Raw genomic sequence first — 23,058 nt, 5'->3', positions numbered from 1 at the left:
TCGGTGTTCCGGTCTGCTGACAGCTCACCGCGCTTGCGTACCGGGTCCGAATAGGGCACCTTCAACCACCCCGCGAAGGTCGATCCCTCGTCACGCGGCCGGCAAACGACCGGTCTCGGCCGTCAACTGTAGGGGCTCGGCTTCGGGCCGCACGTGGGTGACGCGACCGCTGAATTCACGGGCGACACGGGTCAGCAGATCGGCTCGCAGCCAGAGGGAGATGCGACTGGGCAGGGTCGAGATCATGATCTCGTCGTAGTCACGCTGGCGGATCTCGTCGCGGATCGCTTCCAGCGGGCTGAAGTCGCCAACCATGGCGATCGCGGGGATGCCGTTCGCACGAAGGTGGGCGACCGCCTCGTGCATCCGGCGGCGCGCCTCGCCGCGGGCCGCCCCCTCGTCCCAGGTCCACGCGCGGCGCGCGGGGATCGCGGGCACCAGCAGGGTCACGTCGATCGAGACCTCCGCGGCCCGGGCACGGAGCGCGGCCAGCACGTGTGGATCGGTCGCCGTCCGGGCGGCGACCAGCAGGATCGTGTGCAGCGGCATCGGAATCCCCTCCCGTGGTTTCGGGTCCGTCGCGTCCATCACACCGGGCGGCGGGTAAAGAGGAGGCCAAGAGGAGCTCAGACTCGTGCAAGGCTTCCGAGCGGCCGGGCCGGGGTCTGCCTGGTGTCCGAGCCGCCCCATACTCGTGAGGTGTTCGACCCGCTGCGAAGGTACTTCCGACTAGGCGATGCCGCCAGCGACGAGGTGCAACACGACCGTCACAACCGCAGCCAGCGCGGCAGACAACATCCGTCCAGAGAGGCGCGCGTTGGGAGAGTCATCCCTCTCCTCGTAGGCATGATCGCGGGCGTCAGTTCGTTGTGCACCCTGGCGCCGTCGAAGTCGCCGTCGAGGTATCGTTGCACCGCTTGCGCGGACATGTGAGCGAGATCCGAGTCGACGTAGGAACGTGGCAGGAAACCGACCCGCGATCCCTGTGCCCGTCGAGACGGAGTGTCGCGAGGTCGTCGAGGCAGCCTCCCAGCCGGCGCCCGGCCGGCGCGAGCGCACTGGGATGCGGGCCGGTCACGGCCAGCCGGCATGCGGCACGTCGACGCGTGCGGTCAGGACCTGACCGGTCTTCGCCTGGATCAGCTCATCGATCCGATCAGGACCGAACCACTTCGCAACCACCATGAAGAGGGTCTTGCCGTCCTCGCCTCCGAGCATGCACGCGTAGCAGGACCGATCGAGCTCGATCCGATCGAGGACCTCGCCGCCCTGCCGGACACGAAGGACGACCCCCATCTCGTCAGGTCCGACGTCGCTGCACCAGACGGCCCCGTCGGCGTCGAGGCAGATGCCGTCGCCGGTGACGGCGGCCCAGACGCGCCGGTTCGACAGATCGCCGTCTGCCCCGATGCTGAAGGCCGTGAGCCTGCGAGCGAACGACTCGGCCACGATGAGGGTGCGGTTGTCCGGCGTCACGACCATGCCGTTCGGGAAGGCCAGATCGTCGGCAACCTCGCGGGCATCACCGTCCGGCGTGACGAGCGCGATCTTACCCGGCGTCTCGCCGGCGCCGAGCACGTCCATGAAGTACGCGAAGTCGAAGTTGATCGAGTTCACGTAGATGTGGTCGCGGCCATCGACGGTCATCTCGCTCCATCCGTGTGGGGAGATGGGGCTCAGGTCGGCGTGGCGGACCCGCGTGCCGTCCGGCTCCACGCGCATCAGCTCGGCACCGGTGACGAGCATCCGCCCGTCCGGAAGCCAGTTCACGGCCCAGCCGCTGCCCCCGCCGCCCGAGCCCACCACCTCGGTGTTCCCATCGAGGTCCACAGCGAGGATCTCGTTCGTCCCCCAGTCGGAGAACCAGAGGCGGCCGTCGTGCCATCGCGGCGACTCGCCCATCCCGAGACCGCGTACGAGGCGTCGCGTCTCTCGGACCCGCGGCTCCCCAGACATCACGCCCTCCCTCCGTCGGTCTGAAGCAAAGGTACAGACGACGACGGTGGGCCCGCCGAGCGCGGTTTCGGCTTCTCTCGCGGCGACGCAGTGACCGGCAGCGATCTCGTCAGGGACGATAGCCGCTCTTCGACGATCCTTCGCATCAATGCCGGCGGGAGGATGGGCTCGCTGGGCACCCTTGCGTGAGGCGCCGGAGCGCTCCTACACCTCGAGGATCGCGTCCCCGCGATCCACCAACTGGACGACGACAGCTTCGTGCTCGCCTGGCCGGGCGTCGCCCGGGCGGCGGCCGCACCCTCTGGGTAAGGTGCGCCGATGACGGGAACATTCGACCCCCAGAGCATCGCGAGCATCTTCGACGAGTACGGGGACGCCGAGTGGTCACGTCACGAAGTGAAGGCCTTCGACCGCGTGAGCTTCCACGTTCACCGGCACTACCTCGAGCGCTTCTTGCGCCGCGATGATCGTGTGTTGGAAGTCGGCGCCGGCGCGGGGCGTTTCACGATCGAGCTCGCGCGGCTCGGCGCCCGTGTGGCGGTGATCGACATCTCGCCGGAACAGCTCCGTCTGAACGAAGAGCACGTTGCTGAAGCCCGTCTGGAGGACACGGTCGAGACGCGTCATCTGGCTGACATGCGAGACCTCTCGCAGTTCGATGACGGTTCATTCGACGTGACGGTGTGCTACGGGGGTCCGCTCAGCTGGGTGCTCGAAGATGCGGATCTCGCCCTCAGCGAACTCCTTCGCGTGACCAAGCTCGGCGGCCATGTGCTGTTGAGCGTGATGTCGAGGTTCGGCGCGCTGAAAGCGTTCCTGCCCGGAGCCGCGGACGAGATCGACACGTACGGGCTGGAAGAGATGCAGGCCATCGTCGACACCGGTTATCTGCCTGATAACCATTCAACGCTCGGGCCGGTGCACCTGTACACATGGGCGGAGTTCCGGCAGCTGCTCGGGCGTCACCCATGCACCATCGTCGCGGCGTCGGCCGCGAACTTCCTGTCCGTCGGGAACACCGAGACATGTGAGCGTTGGCTCCGCGACGACCCGGCCGTGTGGGAACGGTTCCTCGAGTGGGAAGTCATCGCCTGCGCGCAGCCCGGTGCGATCGACGGGGGCACCCACGTCATCACGGTCGTCGAAGCTCGCTGAGCCGGGCACGCAGAGGCTGCTGGATCACCCTGTTGGGCCGAAGTCCAGCGACAGATCCGATCGCAGCCCCCTGAGACGTCCCGAAATCGGAGAACTCCCTCCACAGCCATCGCGGCCATTCCTCTGGCCGATGCCCCGGAAGCGCTCGACGAGATCGTCCGGGTCTAGGCTCGTGGGATGAACATCGGCCCGGTTCCGCCGCCATGCGGCGACATCGCGCCGCGCCACGCGTCACGCATCTTGAGCGTCGGTCCGGCGTGGAGGATCGCGCCGGCGTAGACCCGCCCCCCGAACCGCACGAGGCCGGCGACGGCAGCGACGGTGAGGATGACGGCGAGCATCGCTTCCCACCACGTGGACGCACCCATCGCGATGCGGGCGGGCATGGCGAACGGTGCGGTCGCCGGGAAGAGCGAGACCAACTGGGATGCGCCGCTCTGCGGGTCCTGCCCGAGCGCAGCGAACGAGACCCAGTATGCGGCGATCAGGACGGCGATCACCGGTCCGGCAACGCTCTGGCCGTCCTCGGTCTGCGAAGCGAGAGAGCCGAGCGCTCCGTACGCCATGGCGTACAGGGCGTAGCCGAGCAGGAACCACGCGACGACCCACGCCAGCACGATGCCGCGGACCGCCGGGACGTCGACGGCGTCGACCGCGCTGATGACCGCGAAGGCGACCAGGGCAGTCACCACGAACTGCGCGAGCCCGAGCAGACCGATCCCGACGACCTTGCCCGCGAGCAGCGTGCGGGCGGGCATGCGGACGAGCAACACCTCGACGACGCGGCTCGCCCTCTCCTCCACCACACCGGTCAGCACCATGTTCCCGTACGTGCTGATCGCGATCAGCAGCATGACGGTCATCAGCATGGCCGCCATCTCGTCGTCGGGGCTCCCCCCAGGCAGCGCGCCGAGCTCGACGTTCTCGACCCGGACCGGTTCGACGACGGCGAGCAGGTCGTCGGGGCTGATGCCGGCGGCCGCCACTCGCTCGCGGACCGCGACGAGCTGGATGGCCCCGGCAACGACGGCACGGAGTTGCTCGTCGGTCTGGCGTGGCCACTCGAGCCGCCGTGCGTCGACCACGAGCACATCGACGTCGCCCTGGCGCGCCGCCTCCTCGCCGGCTCCGACGCTCTCGTAACGGTGGATCGCCGCCTCCATGCCGGCAGCGTCGCTCTGGGCTCGGATGGCGATGGGCAGTCCGTCGGGGACGGAGCCGGCCAATCCGACGTCGTTCGTCCCGCCGCCGCTCCCGAGCACGGCCGGCACGACGATCACCGCGACCACGATGAGGATCGTCACCACGAAGCCTGCGCGGAAACCACGTGTGCGGCTGCGCTCGCGCATCTCTCGGACGGCGACGAGCCACCCTTGCCGCACGTCGTTCATGCTGCCACCGCCCTGCGGAACAGCTCCGACAGCGTCGGGGGCTGGTAGGCGAACGAGACGATGTCGGTGGTCCGTGGAGCACGGGCCACCACCTCGGCCAGGTCGACGTCACGGTCGACCTGGAGGCGGGCCAGCCCCTCTCCCGATTCGACGAGCGCTACCGCGGCCAGCTCCGACCAGTCGGGTACCGCGCCGTGGAACCGGATGTCCACGAACCGCTGCGGCACCGCTTCCCGCAGTTCGGTCAGCTCGCCGGCGAGGACGATGCGGCCGTGGTCGATGATGACGACGTCTTCGCAGAGGTCCTCGACCAGGTCCAGCTGGTGGCTAGAGAACAGCACCGTGGCACCGGCCGTCGCGACTTCGGTCAGCAACTCGGTCATATCGGCGATCGCGATCGGATCGAGCCCGGAGAACGGCTCATCGAGCACGAGCAACTCGGGCTCGTTGACGAGGGCGGCGATCAGCTGCACCCGCTGCTGGTTGCCGTGGGAGAGGGTGTCGAGAGGGTCGCTCGCCCGGTCGGCCAAGCGGAGCCGCTCGAGCCACGTGTCGACGCAACGGGTTGCGTCCTCGACCGTCCGTCCGCAGAGCCGGCCCAGATACACGAGTTGGTCCCGCACCCGCATGCGCGGATACAGGCCTCGTTCCTCGGGCATGTAGCCGAACCACGCACGGTCCACCGGTGCGATGGGCGTGCCTCGCCATGACACCGTGCCTGCGTCGAGCTCGACGAGCCCGAACACCGCCCGCATCGCTGTGGTCTTGCCGGCGCCGTTGGGACCAAGGAAGCCGGTGAGTCGCCCCGGCCGGGCGGCGAACGTGCACCGGTCGAGAGCCGTCACGGGCCCGAATCGCTTCACGACCGCATCGAACTCAAGCACCCTTCACCCCTATCGCTAGCGTGCCGATCGCGTGACGCCGCGTGCAAGGAGAAGGGCCCGAAGACGGTGGGTCTTCGCGGCCGAGCAGAACCGCCCTCCGATTGGGCCATCGGAGGCCGGCATCGGTATCACTGGCCGATCGCTCCTCCGCGTACTCCTCGCTGGGGTGTGCGGGACCGTGGAACCGGTGCCTCGTTGGACCTCACGACGGGCACGGCGGCGCGAGCGCACCGCAGAGCACCTGATCGTTCTCGGCGGCGACCGAGGCGACGAGGTCGGCACGAGGGGTGAACCCGAGGCCCCCTCCCGGCTCGAACGACGGCACGTTCTGGTCGGTCACGGTCGAGCGGTACGTGACGCATCCGCCGTCCATCGGGATCCGCTCGGTGCCCTCGACCGGAGCCGGGCAGGACCCGGTGAGTGACACGGTCACTGGGTCGAACCCGTCGCCCACACCGACCGTGAAGGTGGCCTGTCCCCCGACGGTTTCCGCGCTGCCGACCTCCCATCCGTAGGGCAGGCTCGTGACACACGGGAGCCGGGTGGCGCTCGGTACTGCTTGGGCCATCAGCTGCATCGCCTGCTCTGTGCCGCACGCCGGCGTCGTCACCGTGCCGCGGGAGGGGAAGAGCAGGGCCACGCCGGTCAGCGCCGAGAGGAGCAGCACCGCGAGCGTCGCGAGGATCAGCGCGACCCGGCGGACGCTCCATCGTTGAACCGAGATCGGCCGACGCTCGGGGGCCATCGCTCGGAACTCGGCGAGCAGGTCGCGTCCATCCTCCTTGAGGTGCTGGCGCAGCTGGGTCGGACTGGCGACACCCCGGGTCGCCGCGAACGCCTCGGCGAGATCGTCGGGTGTGAAGTAGCGCAGGGCGGCGTCGAACACGGTCCGCGCGTCCGACCGCAGAGCCAGCACCAGCATCATGTTCCCGAGGTCGACGGCCTGGCGCCACGGCGTGGGCCGCACCTGCACGAAGAAGACGTCGATCAGCCTCAGCACGCCACGCTGCACCATCAGGTTGGCGGGCTTGATATCACGGTGGGCGAGCCCCAGGTCCCACATCCGGCGGATCATCGCGAGGCCCTCGTCGATCACGCCCGCGTCGATCTCGGCCTCGCCGATCTCGACGGCGTCGTCGAAGAAGTCCATCGCGATCAGGTACTCGCGCTCCGGCGTGATCTCGACGATGCCGAGCGGCGACGGCGTCGGGAACCCGTACTCCCCGAGCATGCGCAGCGTGTAGTCCTCGTACTCCACGAAACGACGCACGGTCTGGAACGGTGTCTCGTCTTCGAGCCGTCCGTAGAGCATCGTGCGGCCGAGCTTGTACCAGCGGTCCGCGCGCACGTGGCTCTTCGCGTAGAGCTTCGCGAAGATCGTCCGGTCGTGGCCTTCCTCGTCGGTCACGCTGAGCTTCAGTGGTGTCGAGCCGCCGGAGCCCTCGAGCCCGACGGGCCGGACGTCGTGCACCGTGAGCCCCAGCTGATCCTGCAACGCGGAACGGATGGCCTCTCCACGGCGACCGGTGATGTCGAGGTGCGCAGCCTTACCGTGCGCGCCGTAGCTCACCGGATAGAGCTCGTTGGGGGCGAAGGCCCGGAAGGCAGCGAGCGGGATCGCGACGCCGACGATCGCGCCGAACACGGCGTCGCTGAAGTGGTCGACGCCGAGGTAGATGCGGAGCACTCCCGTGATCGTGATCGCGCCCGCCGTGACCAGCTTCGTCCAGTACCGGGGCCGGCCGGGAGGCACGAGCATGAATGCCACCCCGATCGACAGGATCGCGATCGCGCCGATCGGGATCGAGGGAGCCGCGTAGCCCTCCCAGCTCGCGAGCTGTTGCACGTCGAACGGCCGCGGCCGCAGCGAGACCAGCTCGAGCCCCTGAAGGATCGCACCGGCGATGCCGAGCGAGATCGCCCAGATCACGAGATGACGCCAGCGGCGGAACCAGGCGGTCGCGAGCACGAGCACCAGTCCGAGCAGCGCGAACCCGACGCGGGAACCGATCGTGTGCGCCTGGCGCGCGAGCGCGTCGAGCCATCCCATGCGCAGCGAGACGACGGCGTCGGTGATCCGAGCGTCGAACCGGTCGAGCGGGACCGGATCGACGCGGAGCCACAGGCAGCCGGTGACGACGACGACGAGCAGCAGGACGAGCCAGATCCACCCCGTGGAGCCGATCTGCTTGGGCAGCGGTGGGGCAGCGCCCGTCGGCCGACGACGTCGGTGGGGAACGACCCCCGTGCCGACGGACGGTCGCACCACCTCGTCTCGCTGATCCACGCTTGCCCCCCGCGAGGATCCTCGCACGATCACCCGGGCGTCGGGGAACCCCCTGGCCCTCGGAGGCCCCCGAGTGACAGAGGGTGTCGATCGATTGGCCCCTGGGCGTCCCCAAGTCGTGGACGGACTTCCTCTTCGACCACCCGCCGTTCTTCGTCGACTCCGCCCGCACGGTGGTCGTGTGCTGGAACGATCTCGGCGCCGTCGAGGGGCCTTGCAGGCCAGAGGTCGCCCTCCTGGTCGCCGAGCGGCACTCACCAACATGGCGAACCGGGGATCTGAGAGTGGGCGGGCGCCGACATCGCCGGTCCGCCGACGCCGCGCTAGGGTTGACCCAAGCGAGATATCTGGAGGTCGAACGATGACGGAGAGTGCGAAGCAGGCATGGAGCGAGGTCGGCGACAAGTTTTCGTCGTTCGGACGTCGGGTTGCCGATCGGTATCGGGAAGCCGGCACGGACGAGACCGCCGAGTCCGAAGCATCCCAGCGCGAGCTGCAACGGGCGGCCAAGGAACTGATCGATGAGCTCGCGCGCGGCTTTACCGCGATCGGCGCCACGATCCGCGACGAGGAGGCCAAGCGGGACCTCGGCGACGCGGTGAGCGCGATCGGCGATGCGATCACGGCGACGGTGAACGAGGCCAGCGAGGGCATCCGCTCGGGGCGGTCCTCGAGCTCCGGTGGCGCCGAGGGCTCGGAAGGATCAGGGAGCGCCGAGGGCTCAGAGAGCCCAAGAGACTCCGGAGCCTCTGAGGGCGGCGACGCTCGCTAGCCGCTCCTTCTCGACCTGATCGTCTTGCTCGTGTCGCCCTTGCAGTCCTCGGCCATGCCCACGCGCGCGGAGCCCTTGCCGAACATCCCCCGTGTTGCCGGTGCTCCACTCGCAGCGGTGACCGTTCAACGCGGCCTTGTCGCTCGCCATGCGCTCGTCCACGCTCGGGCCCTGCTCGGTGCCCACCCGCTTGAGAGCACGACCTTGCGGTCCTCCGCACACTTCCGGGGCCGGAGGCGGCTCACGTATCTCCAGCAGTGCCCGTTCTCGGTCCCGATCGTGATGGGGGTGTCCGCGCGGTCACCGGCACCAGGGGTCACGGTGGACACCGGTCGAGCCACGTTCCTTCAGCGGCAACGGCAGGATCGGGCCGGTCGTGTGGGGCGTCTTCGCGGGAGCGGTGGCCCTGCAGCCAGACGGACGGATCGTGATCGGAGGCGACTACGACATCTGCCTTCGGCCTGGCACGGTTCCGTCGTGACGGGCGCCTGGACCGCTCGTTCGGCGGCGACGGTGTGGTCGAGGAGCTCCAGGGAGCGGAGCAGGCGCGAGCGGCCTGCTGGTCCAACCGAACGGACGGATCGTGGCGACGGGTTCTTCCGGCCCGCATGAGTTCGGCGATCCGACGATCCCGCGGTTCGTGCTGATCCGCCGGCTCGCCGACGGCCACCGAGACACAGCTCCGGGGTCAACGGTGAGGTGACGACCTTCTTCGAGGGCGGCGTTCGGGCACACGGGTCGGCGATCGATGGCGACGGGCGTATCGTCGTGGTCGGCGGGTCCGGTGAGGGAACGATCCGCTCCTTCGCCCTCGCCCGATACATCGTGTGACAGGCTCGGGACCGGTCGACACGAGGAGCCGCGCGATGAAGCGAGCCTGGCAGATCCCCGACGACGTGCGCACCGTGCACCTCGGCGGATTCACGCCCGAACACGGTGTCGAGATCGCGAGCCGGCTCGACGAAGCCGGAGTCGCCTACTGGGCCAAGGCTCCGACGGGCTTCTTCACCAAGCTGTGGGAGCGCGACGTGCACCTGTTCGTCGACCGCACGAAGCTCGAGCGAGCGCGGGAGATCGCTCGACGGGTGATCGACCCGCAAGGGGCGCTCGGCATCGACCCTGACGAGAAGCCGTGAAGTCTCGCTCGGTCACAGCCCTGTACCAGACGGCCGCTCGAGCGTGGCTGACGGCTGCGATCGTCTCGCTCGCGCTGCCCGTCTCGTGGCGGTTCGGTCTCTGGGTGCCGCTCCACCTCGCGCTCGCGGGCGCGATCTCCACCGCGATCTCCGGTGCCATGCAGAACTTCATGCTCGCGATGACGGCCACACCCTCGCCGCCGCAGCGGTCGGTCCGGGCACAATTCGTGCTGGTGACCGCCGGCGCGGGAGCCATCGCCATCGGTGTGCCAACGTCGACGCGCTGGCTCACGGCGACGGGCGGCATCGCGTTCGCGGGCGCGATGGGGATCCTCGCCTGGATGCTGCGGCGAGCATGGCGCCGGGCGCTCAACCGACGCCACGCGATGCCGATCGCCGCCTACGCCTGGGCGATCGGCTTCGTGCTCCTCGGGGCAACGCTCGGTGCATTGCTGGGGTCAGGCGTGGTCGAGGGCGCCTGGTACGCACACCTCAAACGCGCGCACATGACCGTGAACGTGCTGGGCTGGGCATCGCTGACCGTCGTCGGCACGCTGATCACCCTGCTTCCCACGGTGCTGAGGCTCCGCATGCCCTCCTGGCCGGGACGGGGGGTGCTTGCCCTGCTCGTGGGCGGCCTCCTGGCGCAGCTGCTCGGCGCCGACCTCGCATGGACGTGGATGCTCCAAGCCGGCGGGATCGCGTATGCGGCCGGAGCGCTCGGCGTCGTGCTGCTCGTGGTCACGGTCCTGCGGACCGAACGGAACTGGGCGATCCCGGCGGCCGCGTTCCACATGATGGCCGCGGTCGTCTGGTTCGTGGTCGGCTCGTTCGGTCTGGCGATCGCGCTGTTCGACGGGGAGGCCGGCTTCGACCGCTACCGGTCGACGTTCCTCGTCGCATTCGTCGGCGGCTGGCTCGTGCAGGTGCTGCTCGGGGCCTGGTCCTACCTGCTCCCGATGGCGCGGCCCGGGCATCCGAGGGACCGACGCCGGGCGCTCGCGGCCTTCGAGATCGTGGCGCCGCTGCAGTTCGCGCTCCTGAACGGAGGGCTCGCCCTCATGGCGGCCAGAGCCGCCGGATGGGTCGGCGACGAACCCGGACGGCTCGGGGTCGCCGCTGCGATCCTCGGCGCTGCGATCGCACTCGCCAAGGCCTGGTGGTTCGGCACGCTCGCCCGCGGACCCGTGCTGACCGATCGCGCTCGCGCCGTCTGGGGCGAGTGACCTGCCGTTGCCGGAGGCAGCGGCGCGGAGGCTCACCCCGCGTGGTGCGGGGCCGGCCGGACCTCGTGAGCGGGAGGCGATGGCAGCCTCGGCACGTGGCCCGCCGCGGTCTCCATGACGGCCTTCACGATGCCGCCGTACCCGGTGCAGCGGCACAGGTTGCCCGCCAGTGCGAGCCGCACCTCGTCCTCGGTCGGCGTGGGGTTGCGCCGCAGCAGCGCCGTGGCCGACACGAGCATGCCGGGCGTGCAGAAGCCGCATTGCACCCCGCCTTGCTGCAGGAACTCGGCCTGCAGGGCGCCCACCTGCTCCCCGCCGGCGAGCCCCTCCACGGTCATGACCTGCTTCCCGACGGCCTGCATCGCGAGGTACGAGCAGGCGTTCACCGGCCGGCCGTCGAGCAGCATCATGCAGGCGCCGCACTCGGAGTCGTCGCAGCCCTCTTTCGACCCGGTCAAGCCGATCTCGTCCCGCACGGCCTTCAACAGGGAGAGGTGCGGGTCGATCTCGATCGGGTAGTCGGTGCCGTTCACGGTGAGCGTCGCGTCGGTCTTCATGCGTCTCTCGTACTCCTCACGCGCCGTAGAGCGCGTCGCTCGCAGGGATCGGGACGTCGCCGCCGCCGGCCCGCGTGATCGCGGCGGCGATCGCGCGGCGAGCCACGACCTCGGCCATCGCGGTGCGGTAGTCGGCGGAGGCGCGGACGTCGCTGATCGGCGCGGCTCCCTCGGCGGCGGCGCGTGCGGCAGCCCCGACGTCGGCATCGCCTCCGTCGCCGCTCACCAGCGCCCGTTCGGCCTCGGCCACGCGGCGAATCGTCGGGGACAGCGCCGTGATCGCGACCCGCGCGTCGATGATCGCACCGTCGGCCTGGGTGACGACGGCCGTGGCCCCGACCACGGCGATCTCCATCTGGCGCCGGTACTCGAGCCGCACGTACGCGGAGCCCGTGCGGTCGGCCGGGGCCGGAACGTCGATCGAGACGAGCAGCTCGTCGGGAGCGGCCGCGGTGGCGCCGGGACCGGTCCACAGCTCGTCGAGCGCGAGCGAACGCTCGCCTGCCGCCGACCGCAGTGTCGCGGTGGCCCCCAGGCAGAGCAACGGACCGCCGGTATCCATCGCCGGCGACGCGTTCATCACGTTCCCGCCGATCGTGCCGTTCGCGCGCGTGGCGTGGGACCCGACGATCGCGGACGCATCCGCGAGGGCGGTGAACCTCGCTCGCACGGCTTCGCTGGCCACGATGGCCTCGTGCGTGGCGAGTGCCCCGAGCAGGAGGCCGCCACCCGCGTCGTCGAGGTGCCTGAGCGACTCGACGCGGTCGATCGCGACGATCGCGTCGGGCAACGGCGCCTTGCCCTGGCGCGCGCCGACCACGAGGTCGGTGCCGCCGGCGACCGGTCGGGCGCCGGAGCTGAGGGCGGCGACGGCCTCGTCCAGTGTGGCGGCGGAGGTGAACGACCTCGTCACGCCCCCACCTGCCGCTCTGCCTCCCAGACCCGCTCGGGGGTCATCGGCAACCGTCGCACCTGCGTGCCAAGCGCCTTCGTGATCGCGTTCGCGATTGCGGCGGCCGTGGGGACCTGCGGCGGCTCCCCCACCCCCTTCGAGCCCCGGGGGCCGGCGCCCTTGGCCGCGATCTGGACCCAGTCGACCTCGATCTCGGGCGCATCGGCGCACGTGACGAGCTTGTAGTCGAGCAGGGCGGGATTCCTCTGCCGGCCTTCCTCGTCGAGCTGAGTGCCCTCGCTCAACGCGAGGCCGACGCCCATCACGATCCCGCCGGTGACCTGGCCGTCTGCCCCCCTGCGGTTGAGGATCACCCCGGAATCGTGCGCCGCCGCGACCTTGAGGACCCGAACCACGCCGGTGGCGCGATCGACCTTCACATGCGCCGCCTGGGTGATCAGCTGCGGGGCGAGGAACGTCTCGTTGCCGAGCCGGCCCACGCAACCGCCGGTGTCACCGGCGGGCGCGTCGGGCACCTCACCGGAGCCCTTGCCGTGGATCGTCCCGGCCCCCGCGAGATCACCGATCGACACCGAGCGGTCGGGCGAACCCTTGACGCGGACGCTTCCGTCGACGAGCTCCAGGTCCTCGCGATCGGCCTCGAGCTCCTCGGCGGCCGCGTCGAGCAGCTGCTCGCGCACGTCGGCCGCGGCGCCGAGGACCGCGCGGCCGCTGTTGAACGTGGTCTGCGAGCCGCATGAGCCCATGTCCCAGTTCGCGGCGGCCGTGTCCTGGTAGAGGATCGTGAAGTCCTCGGGGTTCATTCCGAGCTCCTCGGCGACGAACATCGGCATCGCCATGACGGCGCCGCTCCCGTTCTCCTGCGCACCGGTCACGATCGTGCCGCTGCCGTCGCCGTTGATGTGGATGTACGCCCCGGACGGAGCCGGCATGCACGGCCACCAGCCGACGGCGACGCCGATCGCCTCGTCCTCGGGCAGCTCCTGGCCGTACCCGATCATCTCGACCGCACGCTCGAGGGTCTGCTTCATGCCGATCTCCTCGAAGACCTGGCGCGTCGGGCCCTCAGCGCCCTGCTCGATCAGCGTGCGGCGGCGCAGCTCGACGGGGTCCATGTCGATCGCGCGCGCCACCTCGTCCATGTGCTGCTCGAGCCCCCAGCACACCTGCGGCGCCGTCGGGGCGCGGACCGAGCCCGAAGGCTGGTTGTTCGTGTAGTTCAGGTGCGCCTCGACGAAGACATGGTCGATCACGTACGGACCGCACGCGTGCATCGCCGCCATCTGCCCGAGGAAGCCTCCTTCGCCGCAGTAGGCGCCCTTGTCGAGCACGAGCGATGCCTTCCGGGCAACCAGGCGCCCGTCGCGCGTCACACCGGTCTCGAACTCCATCACGATGCCTTCGCGCCGCTGCGCGATCGCGACGAACTCCTCGCGGCGGCTGAAGACCAGCTTCACCGGACGCCGCGCCGCCCGGGCCAGCGCGGCGACCTGCGCCTCGAAGTGCAGGTCGCACTTCGCACCGAAGCCGCCGCCGAGCAGCGGCACCACGATGCGGACGTTCGCCTCGGGGAGCTGCAAGGTCTGAGCGACGCCCGACCGAGCCGCGTACGGCACCTGCGTCGAAGACCAGATCGTCACCTCGTCGCCCTGCCATTGCGCGACCACGGCGCGAGGCTCGATCGGCACGCCCTGCGAGGCGTCGGAGACGTACCGGCCCTTCACCACGACGTCGGCCTCGCCCATCGCGGCGTCGGCATCGCCCTTCACGATCGTGGAGTACGCCATCGTGTTGCCGTCGGCGACGACGTTCTCGTCCTTCTCGTAGGTAGCGAGATCGGGATGGATCAGCGGGGCCGAGGGATCCATGGCCGCGACGAAGTCGCTCACCGCGGGCAACGGTTCGTACTCGACCTCGATCAGCCTGGCGGCCTGGACCGCGATGTCTTCGGTGAGCGCGGCGACGCCGGCGACGATCTCCCCCTCGAAGCGCACGATGTCCTTCGCGAAGAGCGTGCGGTCCTGCACGAACCCGCCGAAGCGTACGTCGGGAAGGTGCTCCTGCGTGACCACCGCGACCACGCCCGGTAGCGCCTCGGCCTTCGAGGTGTCGATCGACAGGATGCGGGCGTGCGGGTGGTCGGCGTAGCGGAACTTCGCGAAGGCCTGGCCCGTCAACGTCAGGTCCGCCGTATAGCGGCCGGAGCCGGTGACCTTCTCCTTCCCGTCCTGGCGGACGAACACATCCGGCGTCGGTGCGATGTCGGTGGAGGCCACGGAACTCCCTTCGCGCTCGAGGTTGGCAGGCCATATCGTATGCGGCTGCGGCCCTCGCGACGAACGCGCGACCCCGCCGGCCCGGTCGAGCGGTCTCGGCTAGCGGGCGGGCTCGTCTCCTGGCCCGTCCGAGGAGGATTCGGCCGGGGCCGGTGGCGGGGGCGGAGGCGCGGGGGTCGCCGGCGGCGCGGGCGCGGTGGACGGCAGCGGGGCCGTCACGACGTCCTCAGGCGCACCCGGCGCCGGGCCGGCGTCGGCGCGGTGTCGCCGCATCATGACGAACAGGCCGACGACGGCGCCGACGATCACCAGTCCGAGGATCGCGTACAACCACGCGTTCGCACCGAACCCACCTTCCTCCGTGGCCCCGGCCTGCTCACCCGAGGCCCCCTGGCCGGGCTCGTCGCCGCCTGCGACGTCACCCGACGCGGACGCCACCGCCCGCAGCTCGGTGCGCTCGCCGAACACCGGCTCCCACGTCACCGTGGTTCCGTCGACCTGGCCGTTGGTCTCGAGGACTTCTCCCGGGAACGTGATCGCGATTCGGAGCTCCGCCGTGTCGAACGCCTCGCTGATCTGGTCCTCGAACGGGTTGCCCTGCAGCTCCGCGCTGTCGGTGGTGAGGTCCATCACGCCGTTGACCTCGTACGTGTCGCCCGTGCGTTCGATCGAGAGGGCATCGGGACCGGAGCCTTCCTGGATGTCCTGGAGCGCGACGTCCTCGAACAGCACGCGAGTGCCGACGAAACGATCGTCCTCGTACGGTTCCTGCGTGGCGCCCGGCACGTCGTCGGGCACGGCCGTGTCGCCCAACAGGTCGTCCACGTTCTGCCCCGTCAGCTCGAGCAGCTCCTTGTTGACCGCGAAGACCATCTCGCCGTCGACCGTGTCGTCGGGCGAGATCGTGAGGGCCATGTCGAGCTTGAGGCACCCCGCGAGCAGCAGGGTGAGCCCGGCCAATAGGGCGGCGCTTCGGATCGATGCACGAGCGGTCCTCATCCGGGTCCTCCGATCGGTTCCTCTCGGCCCGAGACTAACGGTCCCTCGTCGCGCACTCACGCATACGGACCGCGCGACACGGATAGACTCGCTGGCCGATGCTCGCCACCCCGCTCACCGTCGGACACATCGAAGTACTCGCTCTGCTCGACGGGGTGGGCGACCTGACGGGACCGATGGCGGACTCGTTCCCCGACGTGCCTCGTGAGGCGCTCGAGTCGTTCCGTGACCGCGCGCCAGGGGTCTACGGAGGGGCGGGCGCCTGGCGCCTACACGTCCGGGCGTGGCTCGTCCGGCACCCCGGGGGGGTAGCGCTGGTCGACACCGGCCTCGGCGCCCGCGGCGCTCCGGGTCCTGAGTGGTTCGGCGCGCCCGGTCAGCTGCTCGATGCGCTCCGGGAGACGGGCACCCCGCCCGACGCGATCGACACGGTCGTGCTCAGCCACGTGCACGACGACCACCTCGGCGGCACGGTGATCTTCCCCGACGGGGACGACATCGAGCCGGTGCCCGCCTTCCCACGCGCGACCTATCTGCTCCAGCGGGCCGACCGCGAGTGGCAGAGCGAGCAGGCGCGCGCGGACGAGGAGGACCGGGTGATCGACATGTTGCTGCTCCGCCCGCTCGAGCGTGCCGGACAGCTGACGTTGCTCGACGGCGACCACGTGATCGCGGACGGGATCGAGGTGCACCTGGCACCAGGACACACGCCCGGGCATCAGATCGTGCGGCTCCGGTCACGCGGCGCACGAGCGATCATCACTGCCGACACGTTCAACCACCCGATCCAGATCCCCCACCCCGACTGGCCTTCCGGAACCGATGTGATCCCGCCGCAGGCGGCCGCGACGCGGCGCGCCGTGCTCGCCGAGCTTCTCTCCCACCCCGCAACCACGCTCTCCCCTACCCATTTCGCCCAGGCGTACGGGCGCGTCGGCGCGGGGAACGACGGCCTGGCGACCTGGCTGCCGATCTGACGCTCGACCCGCGATATTTCTCTAGAAACCGTTTCCTCTGCCGCACAGGAAACCTCGGCCCGAAGTTCCGCTTCAGGGCAACGAAAATGGATGACGAGGTGGGTGGGCCTCGCTAGGGTCGTGCGATCGCATGAGGGGTGCGAAGACCTTCCTAACCAGCATCGTGCTCGCTGCCGTGCTCGTGGCGGCCGTTCCCATGACCTCGGGGGCGACCTCCCCGAAGGAGTTGCGGCGCAAGATGCTCGCGCTCACGAACTCGGCGCGCCGCAACAACGGGCTGCGCCCCCTCGAGCTGAACTGGCGCCTGTCGAAGGGCGCGCAGGGTCATTCTCGTCGCATGGCGGAGCGAAACACCGTCTACCACACCGCGAACCTGTACCGGCTCGTCAGGCGCTGGCATCCCTCGGTCTGGGGCGAGAACGTCGGCATGGCGGGCACGGTGCGCCGCGCGCACAAGCTCTTCATGCGGAGCTCCGGGCACCGCGGCAACATCCTGCGGAGCGGTTTTTCTCACGCAGGGATCGGTGTGGTGAGCCAGGGAGGCCACACCTGGGTCACCGTGATGTTCTACGGCGGCTGAGAGCTCCGGCGCCGCGAGGTGCTCCGAAGGACGAGCCCGCTCAGCCGATCAGCGAACGGATCTGACGCAGCGCCACCGTGAGCTGGGCGAGGTCACCCATGCCGTCGACCGCGAGGCTGCGCATGAATCGCTGCAGCCGCGTGAAGGCGTCGTCGCGCGTCTCCAGGAACTTCTCTACCGCTTCGTCGATCGGCAGACCGCCGCACTCGTCGAGCACCGTCTCGGCGAGGCTCCGGCGCAGCGTGAAGAGGTCGTCCTCCATCGACTGCAGCGCCCACCGCTGCCAGCGGGATCCCCCTGGCATCGCCTCGACCTGCTTCTCGAGCCAGTCGAGCTGCAGCCGCTCACCCAGCAGGAAGAACGCCCGAGCCACCTCGAGCACGGTGCGGCCGGTCGCGTGCGAGACCGTGATGATGTCTGGCCCGTGGACCAGCTCCGCCTGGAACGCGTGGCGGCGGGCGAGCGCCGCAGGCACGCCCTCGGCCTCGAGCCGCCGGGCGGAGTGGTCGTGCTCCTCGCGCCACGCCTCGGGCCCGATCTGGTCGATCACGCCCGACAGCTCCTCGAACGACGCATGCGCATCCTCGACAGCCTCGGCGATATGCCGGCCGGTCGCGTGCACCAGGTACCAGCGTGACGACGTTTCCACCAGCCAGTCGACGCCGGTCATGAGCTCGTTCTGGATCTCGGGGTCGATCACCCCGTCGAGCGCCTCGACGTCGGCCCACCGTTGCACCGCCCCGGTCACGTCGCGCGCGATCCGGAATGCCCGCACGATCTCGGACGGGCTCGCGCCCGTCTCGGTCACCATGCGCGAGACGAACGTGATGCCCTGCGAGTTGACCACATCGTTCGCCGCGATCGTGGCGATCAGCTCGCGGCGGAGCGGATGCTGCTCGACCAGGTGCCCGAACCGCTCGACGATCTCGTCCGGGAAGTACGCCCGCAGATCCTGGGCCAGGTAGGGCGAATCCGGGAGATCAGAGTCGATCAACGCGGCGAAGATCGACCGCTTCGCGTATGCGAGGAGCACGGCGAGCTCCGGGCGCATCAGTCCCTGGCCGGCGGCGCGGCGCTCGATCATCTCCTCGGACGAAGGCAGGAACTCGACGTCACGCTCGAGCTCGCCTTCGCCTGCCTCGAGCTGCTGCATCAGATCCTCGTACGCCTCGACCCGCTGGGCGCTGACCTCGACCTCCTGGGAGAGGATCTGGGCCTGCTGGTAGTTGTCGTAGAGCACGTGGGCGACGACGTCTTCGGCACAGGCCAGCAGCAGCTCGTTGCGCCCGTCGAGCATCAGCTCCCCACGCTGCACGGCGAGGCCCAGCAGGATCTTGATGTTCACCTCGTGGTCCGACGTGTCGACGCCCGCCGAGTTGTCGATGAAGTCGGTGTTGATGCGCCCGCCGGCGGCCGCGTATTCGATCCGTCCACGCTGCGTGAACCCGAGGTTGCCGCCCTCACCCACCACCCGGGCGCGGACCTCGTCACCGTTCGTGCGGACCGGATCGTTGGCGCGGTCGCCGACCTCCGTGTGACCCTCACCCGTCGCCTTGACGTAAGTGCCGATGCCACCGTTCCAGAGAAGGTCGACGGGCGCCTGCAAGGCGTGATGGATCGCCTCGGCGGGCGTCATGTTCGCGGGCATGTCCTCCCCGATCCCGAGCGCCTTCCTGGCCTCGGGCGAGAGGGTGACGCTCTTGGCGCTGCGATCCAGCACGTCGGCGCCGGCGGACATCAGCGTCCGGTCGTAATCGGCCCACGTCGATCCCGGCGTGGTGAACAGGCGCTGACGTTCGGCGAACGAGATCGCGGGGTCGGGGTCTGGATCGATGAAGACGTGACGGTGGTCGAACGCGCAGACGAGCTTGATCTGCGGTGTGTAGAGCATCCCGTTCCCGAAGACGTCGCCCGACATGTCGCCGACGCCGACAACGGTGAAGGGCTCGTTCATCACGTCGATGCCGATCTCGCGGAAGTGCCGCTTCACCGACTCCCAGGCACCGCGGGCGGTGATACCCAGCGCCTTGTGGTCGTACCCCTGCGAGCCACCGCTCGCGAACGCGTCTCCGAGCCAGAACCCGTAGTCGAGGCTGATGGCGTTCGCCGTGTCGCTGAAGGTGGCGGTGCCCTTGTCGGCCGCGACCACGAGATAGGGGTCGTCGCCATCGTGGATGCGGACGTGCTGGGGGTGCACGGCCGTGCCATCGACCAGGTTGTCGGTGATGTCGAGCATGCCCCGCATGAACGTCACGTACTGCGTGGAGACCTCGGCCTTCAGCTCCTCGACCGCCGCCGGGGTTCGGCGCAGGATGAAGCCGCCCTTCGATCCGTCGGGCACGATCACCGCGTTCTTGACCTTCTGCGCCTTCATCAGGCCCAGCACCTCGGTGCGGTAGTCCTCCCTGCGATCGGACCATCGGATGCCGCCCCGCGCGATCATCCCGCCGCGCAGATGGATCGCCTCCATGTGCGGCGAGTACACGAAGATCTCGAACAAGGGATGCGGCTTCGGCATCTCGGGCACGCGAGCGGAGCGCAGCTTGAAGCTCAGGCTCGTGCGCCCCGGCACGTAGGCGTTCGTGCGCACGATCGCCTCGATCGTGCCGAGCAGGCTGCGCAGGATGTTGTCCTGGTCGAGGGAGCGCACATCGCGCAGGTCGGCGTGGATCGACTGCCGGATTTCGTCGATCTCCTCATCGGTCGCGGCCCGGGCGGGATCGAACCTCGCCTCGAACATGCGGACCAGCGCAGCAGAGATGTGCGCATGCTCGGCCATCGCGTCGTTGCGATACTCCTCGGTGTAGCGGGCGGATACACGCATCCGGTACTTGCGGAGCGCGCGCAGGATCTGCACATGGCGCCAGTCGAGGTCGGTGAGCGTGACCAGGCGGTTCAGTGAATCCGACTCAGCCTCGCCGCGCCAGACCGCGGAGATCGTCTCGGCGACGTTGTCGGCTTCCTTACCGAGTTCGAGCACGGCGCCGCGCGAGTCCAATACGCCGAAGTCGTGGATGTAGGTCTTGCCCTCGCCGAGCACATGGGTCGGGATCTCCTCGACCGCCCGCAGACCCAGCGCCTCCAGGATCGGCATGAACGCCGACAGATCGACCTTCCCTCCGTTCTTGTAGAGCTTCACCCGGGTAAGACGTTCGCCCTTCTTCTCGTTGCCGATGCCGACGAGGTATCCGTCTGGGTTCGTCTCGAGCGCCTCGAGCGCGAGCACGTCGTCGACGATCAGGCCCCACTCGTCCGACGCTTTGTAGTAGCTCGGGAAGCGCGGCGAGTACTTCTCGGCGAGGAGCGGACCTCGTTCGGGCCCCACCCGCTCCGTCAGGACGTCGCGCAGGTCGTCGTCCCAGCTCCGCGCGAGCCGCTCGACCTCGGCCTCCAGTTGCTCGTAGGGCACGTCGGGGATCTGAGTGCCCGGAAGCACGTGCACCGTGAAGAAGATGCGAGCCGATTCGGTCTCGCCGAGCGAGAGGTGGTAGTCGACCGTGGTCCCGTTGAACTGCTGCAGGAAGTACTGCTGCAAGCGCTTGCGCAGGGCCGCATTGAAACGGTCGCGCGGCAATGCGACCACGACCGACACGCTGCGGCCGTAGAGGTCGCGCCGGACTAGCACGCGGATGCCCCCGTGCTTCTCGAGCTGCAGCAGGCCGATCACGAGACGACGGAGCTCGTCGGTCGAGGCCTGGAAGAGCTCGTCCTTGGGGAAGGACTCGAAGAGCTCGACGGCTTCCTTGTAATCGTGCGAGCCGGGGATCAGGTCCTCGGCGGCGAGGATCTGCTCGAGCTTGTGATGCAGCAGCGGCGTCTTCGCCGCGGGTTCCATGTACGCCTTCGAGGTGAACAGGCCGATCAGCCTCGCCTCGCCCGTGATCACGCCCTCGGGATTGACGATGCGTACGCCGATGTAGTCCATGCGGGCGCGGCGATGCACCGTGGAGTAGGAGTTCGTCTTCGAGAAGACGAGGAGGTCACCGCCCTCGATGCGAGCTCGCACGACCGCGTCGAGGTCTGCCAACCGAGTGGTGTCGGCGAAGGCCGAGCGCTGCACGTCGCTCAGGATGCCGAGCCCACTGCCGGGCACGGCGCGGATCGCGGCCCGCTCCTCGCCGTCGATGTCGACCAGCTCGTACTCGCGGTAGCCGAGCAGCACGAAGTTCAGCTGCGCCAGCCACTCGAGGAAGTCGATCGCCTCGCCCACCTCCTGCGGCGGGTACCGGACCGCCGCGGTGCGCGCCAGCTCGATCATGTGGCGAACGCGTTCCTGCATCGGCTCGAAGTCGCGCACCACGAGCCGAACGTCGTGCAGGACCGCGGTGACGCGACGTTCGAGGTCGTCGGCTTCATCGGGTGCCAGCTGACGGTCGAGCTCGAAGTGCATCATCGACTCTCGATGGCTCGCGTCCCGCCCCGACATCACGCGCTCGATCCGGCCCTGCTCGTCGCGGATCGTGCCGATCACCGGGTGCAGGAGAAGGCGGACGCCGAGGCCCCTCGCGAGGAGCTCTTCCTGCACGGAATCGACGAGGAACGGCGAGTCGTCGGTGTTCGTCTCGACGACCGAGCCGACGGTTCCGTACCCGTCGGTGGCGGGATCGGGATCGAAGACCCGCACCGCGGAAGGGTGGGCCCCGCGGCGGTCGGCGAATCCGAACGCCGATAGAACGAGTCCCGAGAGACCGTCGACGCCCGATGCCTCGAGCTCGTCGGGCGACATCCGGCGCAGGAACGCCTTCGCGAACGCGGCGATGGCGTCGCGGCGCTCGAGTTCAACGCGCAGATCGATCACCTCGAGCAGCGACTGCATCACGGCGGGTGGCTCACCCGGCGTGGGCACCGCCGCGATCTCGGAGTGCGCGTCCACGAGCCGTCATTCTGGCAGGTCGCCCCACCCCTGGCGACGGCTGCAACGTCCGAGCCGTGACGCTGCGATGCGCCGACTCGGCCTCGCTCACGCCGAGGTCGAGACCAGGCGAGCGGCATGCTCGCCGTAGGAGCTGCGCACGATCGGCAGCAGGCCGGTGATGTAGGCGCCGCCCACGCATCCGCGGCACCAGGCCGACGCGTTGATCGCTCGCGCCGTCACGTCGGCCACGGCGCAGCGCTGGAGCGCTTCGACGATCGCCTCGTACCCGTAGGACCCCGCGCCCAGGAGCAGGGTGTCCCGAGAGGCGTCGAGGCCCTGACGCAACGAGACGTAGTGCTTCACCCCGACCGTGTTCATGTCGGACGCGCCGGCCACGTCCCGCGTCGTCGCCAGCGGATTGAACGCGGCCGAGGTGGACTCAGCGGTCTCCCACGTCACCACGATCAGCAGGTTCTCGCCGCAGGCCGGCGCGCCGAGCCGAGCGAGGAACGCACCCGCCCACCCCTCGAAGGTCATCGGTTCGCCGGGCACGAGTCGGGTGCCACGCTCCTCGGGTCGGTCCTCGTCGGCGGCCGGTGCGGAACGGAGCGCCCGCTCCCGTGCATGGACGAGCTCCGCGAGGTAGGCGCTCCACGTATCGAGCTCGGCCTGCACGTGTCGCGCCCACGGATCCGTGAGTATGCCTCGCAGATCGCGCCTGGCCTCTGGGAGCAGGAACGCGGAAGGCTGCGCCCTGGGCGACGTGTGACCCACGACGAAGCTCGTCCCGGCGCCCGTGAGGCCCTCGGCAGCCGCCTCGAGCCGCTCGACCCGGGCCGATGCGCGATAGATCCGCTGGTACCAGCGCTCGATCCTTCCGTACCAACGGTTCACGCGGGCCTGCGCACGCTCGATCCGTGCCTCGAGCGTCGCGAGGTCGGGCGCAGGGGTCGACCACGCGCCCGTGGCGACCATCGCGTCGGTCGGCAGGATGGCGAGCACAAGCAGAACGAGGATGAGGGCACGGCGACGCATAGACAGGCGAGGGTATCGGCGGCAGTGCCGTCCGGCTTGACCGCCGGTGCGAAGGGGGT

18 protein-coding genes are annotated in these 23,058 nt (G+C 69.6%); 7 read left to right on the top strand and 11 right to left on the bottom strand.

Annotated elements, in window-relative coordinates; all coding sequences use genetic code 11:
• Positions 1–90: 90 nt before the first annotated feature.
• Together VFI59_05045 and VFI59_05040 are read right to left on the bottom strand one after the other, a co-directional pair.
• Positions 91–549 carry a hypothetical protein gene (locus tag VFI59_05045; protein ID HET6713062.1) on the bottom strand — a complete coding sequence of 153 codons (459 nt, stop codon included), beginning with the start codon at positions 547–549 and terminating at the stop codon, positions 91–93.
• Between the two features lie 525 nt (positions 550–1,074).
• Positions 1,075–1,902, bottom strand: coding sequence for an SMP-30/gluconolactonase/LRE family protein (locus tag VFI59_05040; GenBank protein HET6713061.1), 828 nt, complete (start codon positions 1,900–1,902; stop codon positions 1,075–1,077).
• Positions 1,903–2,274: 372 nt separating this feature from the next.
• Here VFI59_05040 and VFI59_05035 point away from each other — a divergent pair, with 372 nt between their 5' ends.
• Entirely contained in the window at positions 2,275–3,111 is an 837-nt protein-coding gene (locus tag VFI59_05035; protein ID HET6713060.1) for a class I SAM-dependent methyltransferase, read from the top strand.
• Positions 3,112–3,275: 164 nt separating this feature from the next.
• Here VFI59_05035 and VFI59_05030 read toward each other — a convergent pair whose 3' ends face one another.
• The 3 genes from VFI59_05030 to VFI59_05020 form a co-directional block, all read right to left on the bottom strand.
• Positions 3,276–4,502 carry an ABC transporter permease gene (locus tag VFI59_05030; protein HET6713059.1) on the bottom strand — a complete coding sequence of 409 codons (1,227 nt, stop codon included), beginning with the start codon at positions 4,500–4,502 and terminating at the stop codon, positions 3,276–3,278.
• Entirely contained in the window at positions 4,499–5,386 is an 888-nt protein-coding gene (locus VFI59_05025) for an ATP-binding cassette domain-containing protein (GenBank protein HET6713058.1), read from the bottom strand. Before VFI59_05025 ends, VFI59_05030 begins: the two co-directional genes overlap by 4 nt.
• 202 nt (positions 5,387–5,588) lie before the next feature.
• On the bottom strand, positions 5,589–7,673 hold the full coding sequence (locus VFI59_05020; GenBank protein ID HET6713057.1) for a hypothetical protein: 2,085 nt from the start codon (positions 7,671–7,673) through the stop codon (positions 5,589–5,591).
• A 361-nt stretch (positions 7,674–8,034) separates the two neighbouring features.
• Here VFI59_05020 and VFI59_05015 point away from each other — a divergent pair, with 361 nt between their 5' ends.
• The 4 genes from VFI59_05015 (at position 8,035) to VFI59_05000 (ending at position 10,807) form a co-directional block, all read left to right on the top strand.
• The gene (locus VFI59_05015; protein HET6713056.1) at positions 8,035–8,445 is read left to right on the top strand and encodes a hypothetical protein; all 411 of its coding nucleotides are present in this window, start codon (positions 8,035–8,037) and stop codon (positions 8,443–8,445) included.
• 699 nt (positions 8,446–9,144) lie between these two features.
• Entirely contained in the window at positions 9,145–9,276 is a 132-nt protein-coding gene (locus VFI59_05010; protein ID HET6713055.1) for a hypothetical protein, read from the top strand.
• A gap of 35 nt (positions 9,277–9,311) precedes the next feature.
• The gene (locus tag VFI59_05005; protein HET6713054.1) at positions 9,312–9,581 is read left to right on the top strand and encodes a hypothetical protein; all 270 of its coding nucleotides are present in this window, start codon (positions 9,312–9,314) and stop codon (positions 9,579–9,581) included.
• Positions 9,578–10,807: a hypothetical protein gene (locus tag VFI59_05000; GenBank protein HET6713053.1), complete on the top strand. Its 1,230-nt coding sequence runs from the start codon at positions 9,578–9,580 to the stop codon at positions 10,805–10,807. The genes VFI59_05005 and VFI59_05000 overlap by 4 nt, the downstream gene beginning before the upstream one ends.
• Positions 10,808–10,839: 32 nt before the next feature.
• On the opposite strand, the gene VFI59_04995 is transcribed toward VFI59_05000, so the two are convergent.
• From VFI59_04995 to VFI59_04980, 4 genes are all read right to left on the bottom strand, one after another.
• Positions 10,840–11,364 carry a (2Fe-2S)-binding protein gene (locus VFI59_04995; protein HET6713052.1) on the bottom strand — a complete coding sequence of 175 codons (525 nt, stop codon included), beginning with the start codon at positions 11,362–11,364 and terminating at the stop codon, positions 10,840–10,842.
• Between the two features lie 16 nt (positions 11,365–11,380).
• Entirely contained in the window at positions 11,381–12,277 is an 897-nt protein-coding gene (locus VFI59_04990) for an FAD binding domain-containing protein (protein HET6713051.1), read from the bottom strand.
• Positions 12,274–14,553, bottom strand: coding sequence for a xanthine dehydrogenase family protein molybdopterin-binding subunit (locus VFI59_04985; GenBank protein HET6713050.1), 2,280 nt, complete (start codon positions 14,551–14,553; stop codon positions 12,274–12,276). Before VFI59_04985 ends, VFI59_04990 begins: the two co-directional genes overlap by 4 nt.
• Positions 14,554–14,652: 99 nt before the next feature.
• Positions 14,653–15,552 carry a hypothetical protein gene (locus tag VFI59_04980; protein ID HET6713049.1) on the bottom strand — a complete coding sequence of 300 codons (900 nt, stop codon included), beginning with the start codon at positions 15,550–15,552 and terminating at the stop codon, positions 14,653–14,655.
• Between the two features lie 98 nt (positions 15,553–15,650).
• On the opposite strand from VFI59_04980, the gene VFI59_04975 reads away from it, so the two are divergent.
• Together VFI59_04975 and VFI59_04970 are read left to right on the top strand one after the other, a co-directional pair.
• Positions 15,651–16,529 carry an MBL fold metallo-hydrolase gene (locus tag VFI59_04975; GenBank protein ID HET6713048.1) on the top strand — a complete coding sequence of 293 codons (879 nt, stop codon included), beginning with the start codon at positions 15,651–15,653 and terminating at the stop codon, positions 16,527–16,529.
• Between the two features lie 130 nt (positions 16,530–16,659).
• Complete coding sequence (locus VFI59_04970) at positions 16,660–17,109, top strand: CAP domain-containing protein (protein HET6713047.1); 450 nt, start codon at positions 16,660–16,662, stop codon at positions 17,107–17,109.
• A gap of 40 nt (positions 17,110–17,149) precedes the next feature.
• Here the strand turns inward: VFI59_04970 and VFI59_04965 are convergent, their stop codons facing one another.
• Complete coding sequence (locus VFI59_04965; GenBank protein ID HET6713046.1) at positions 17,150–21,982, bottom strand: NAD-glutamate dehydrogenase; 4,833 nt, start codon at positions 21,980–21,982, stop codon at positions 17,150–17,152.
• An 87-nt stretch (positions 21,983–22,069) separates the two neighbouring features.
• Complete coding sequence (locus VFI59_04960) at positions 22,070–22,999, bottom strand: hypothetical protein (GenBank protein ID HET6713045.1); 930 nt, start codon at positions 22,997–22,999, stop codon at positions 22,070–22,072.
• Positions 23,000–23,058: the final 59 nt, after the last annotated feature.

This window comes from Actinomycetota bacterium, assembly GCA_035697485.1.
Taxonomy (GTDB): Bacteria; Actinomycetota; UBA4738; order UBA4738; family HRBIN12; genus JAOUEA01.
Note: the sequence above shows the minus strand (reverse complement) of the source record. Positions and strands in the feature narration are given on the sequence as shown.

What these genes read in the sequence shown, in the direction of transcription:
- VFI59_05045 (HET6713062.1), bottom strand. Translation starts at nt 549, where the DNA reads ATGCCGCTGCACACGATCCTGCTGGTCGCCGCCCGGACGGCGACCGAT.
- VFI59_05040 (HET6713061.1), bottom strand. Translation starts at nt 1,902, where the DNA reads ATGGGCGAGTCGCCGCGATGGCACGACGGCCGCCTCTGGTTCTCCGAC.
- VFI59_04960 (HET6713045.1), bottom strand. Translation starts at nt 22,999, where the DNA reads ATGCGTCGCCGTGCCCTCATCCTCGTTCTGCTTGTGCTCGCCATCCTG.
- VFI59_04970 (HET6713047.1), top strand. Translation starts at nt 16,660, where the DNA reads ATGAGGGGTGCGAAGACCTTCCTAACCAGCATCGTGCTCGCTGCCGTG.
- VFI59_05030 (HET6713059.1), bottom strand. Translation starts at nt 4,502, where the DNA reads ATGAACGACGTGCGGCAAGGGTGGCTCGTCGCCGTCCGAGAGATGCGC.
- VFI59_05005 (HET6713054.1), top strand. Translation starts at nt 9,312, where the DNA reads ATGAAGCGAGCCTGGCAGATCCCCGACGACGTGCGCACCGTGCACCTC.
- VFI59_04980 (HET6713049.1), bottom strand. Translation starts at nt 15,552, where the DNA reads ATGAGGACCGCTCGTGCATCGATCCGAAGCGCCGCCCTATTGGCCGGG.
- VFI59_05015 (HET6713056.1), top strand. Translation starts at nt 8,035, where the DNA reads ATGACGGAGAGTGCGAAGCAGGCATGGAGCGAGGTCGGCGACAAGTTT.
- VFI59_04995 (HET6713052.1), bottom strand. Translation starts at nt 11,364, where the DNA reads ATGAAGACCGACGCGACGCTCACCGTGAACGGCACCGACTACCCGATC.
- VFI59_04975 (HET6713048.1), top strand. Translation starts at nt 15,651, where the DNA reads ATGCTCGCCACCCCGCTCACCGTCGGACACATCGAAGTACTCGCTCTG.
- VFI59_05035 (HET6713060.1), top strand. Translation starts at nt 2,275, where the DNA reads ATGACGGGAACATTCGACCCCCAGAGCATCGCGAGCATCTTCGACGAG.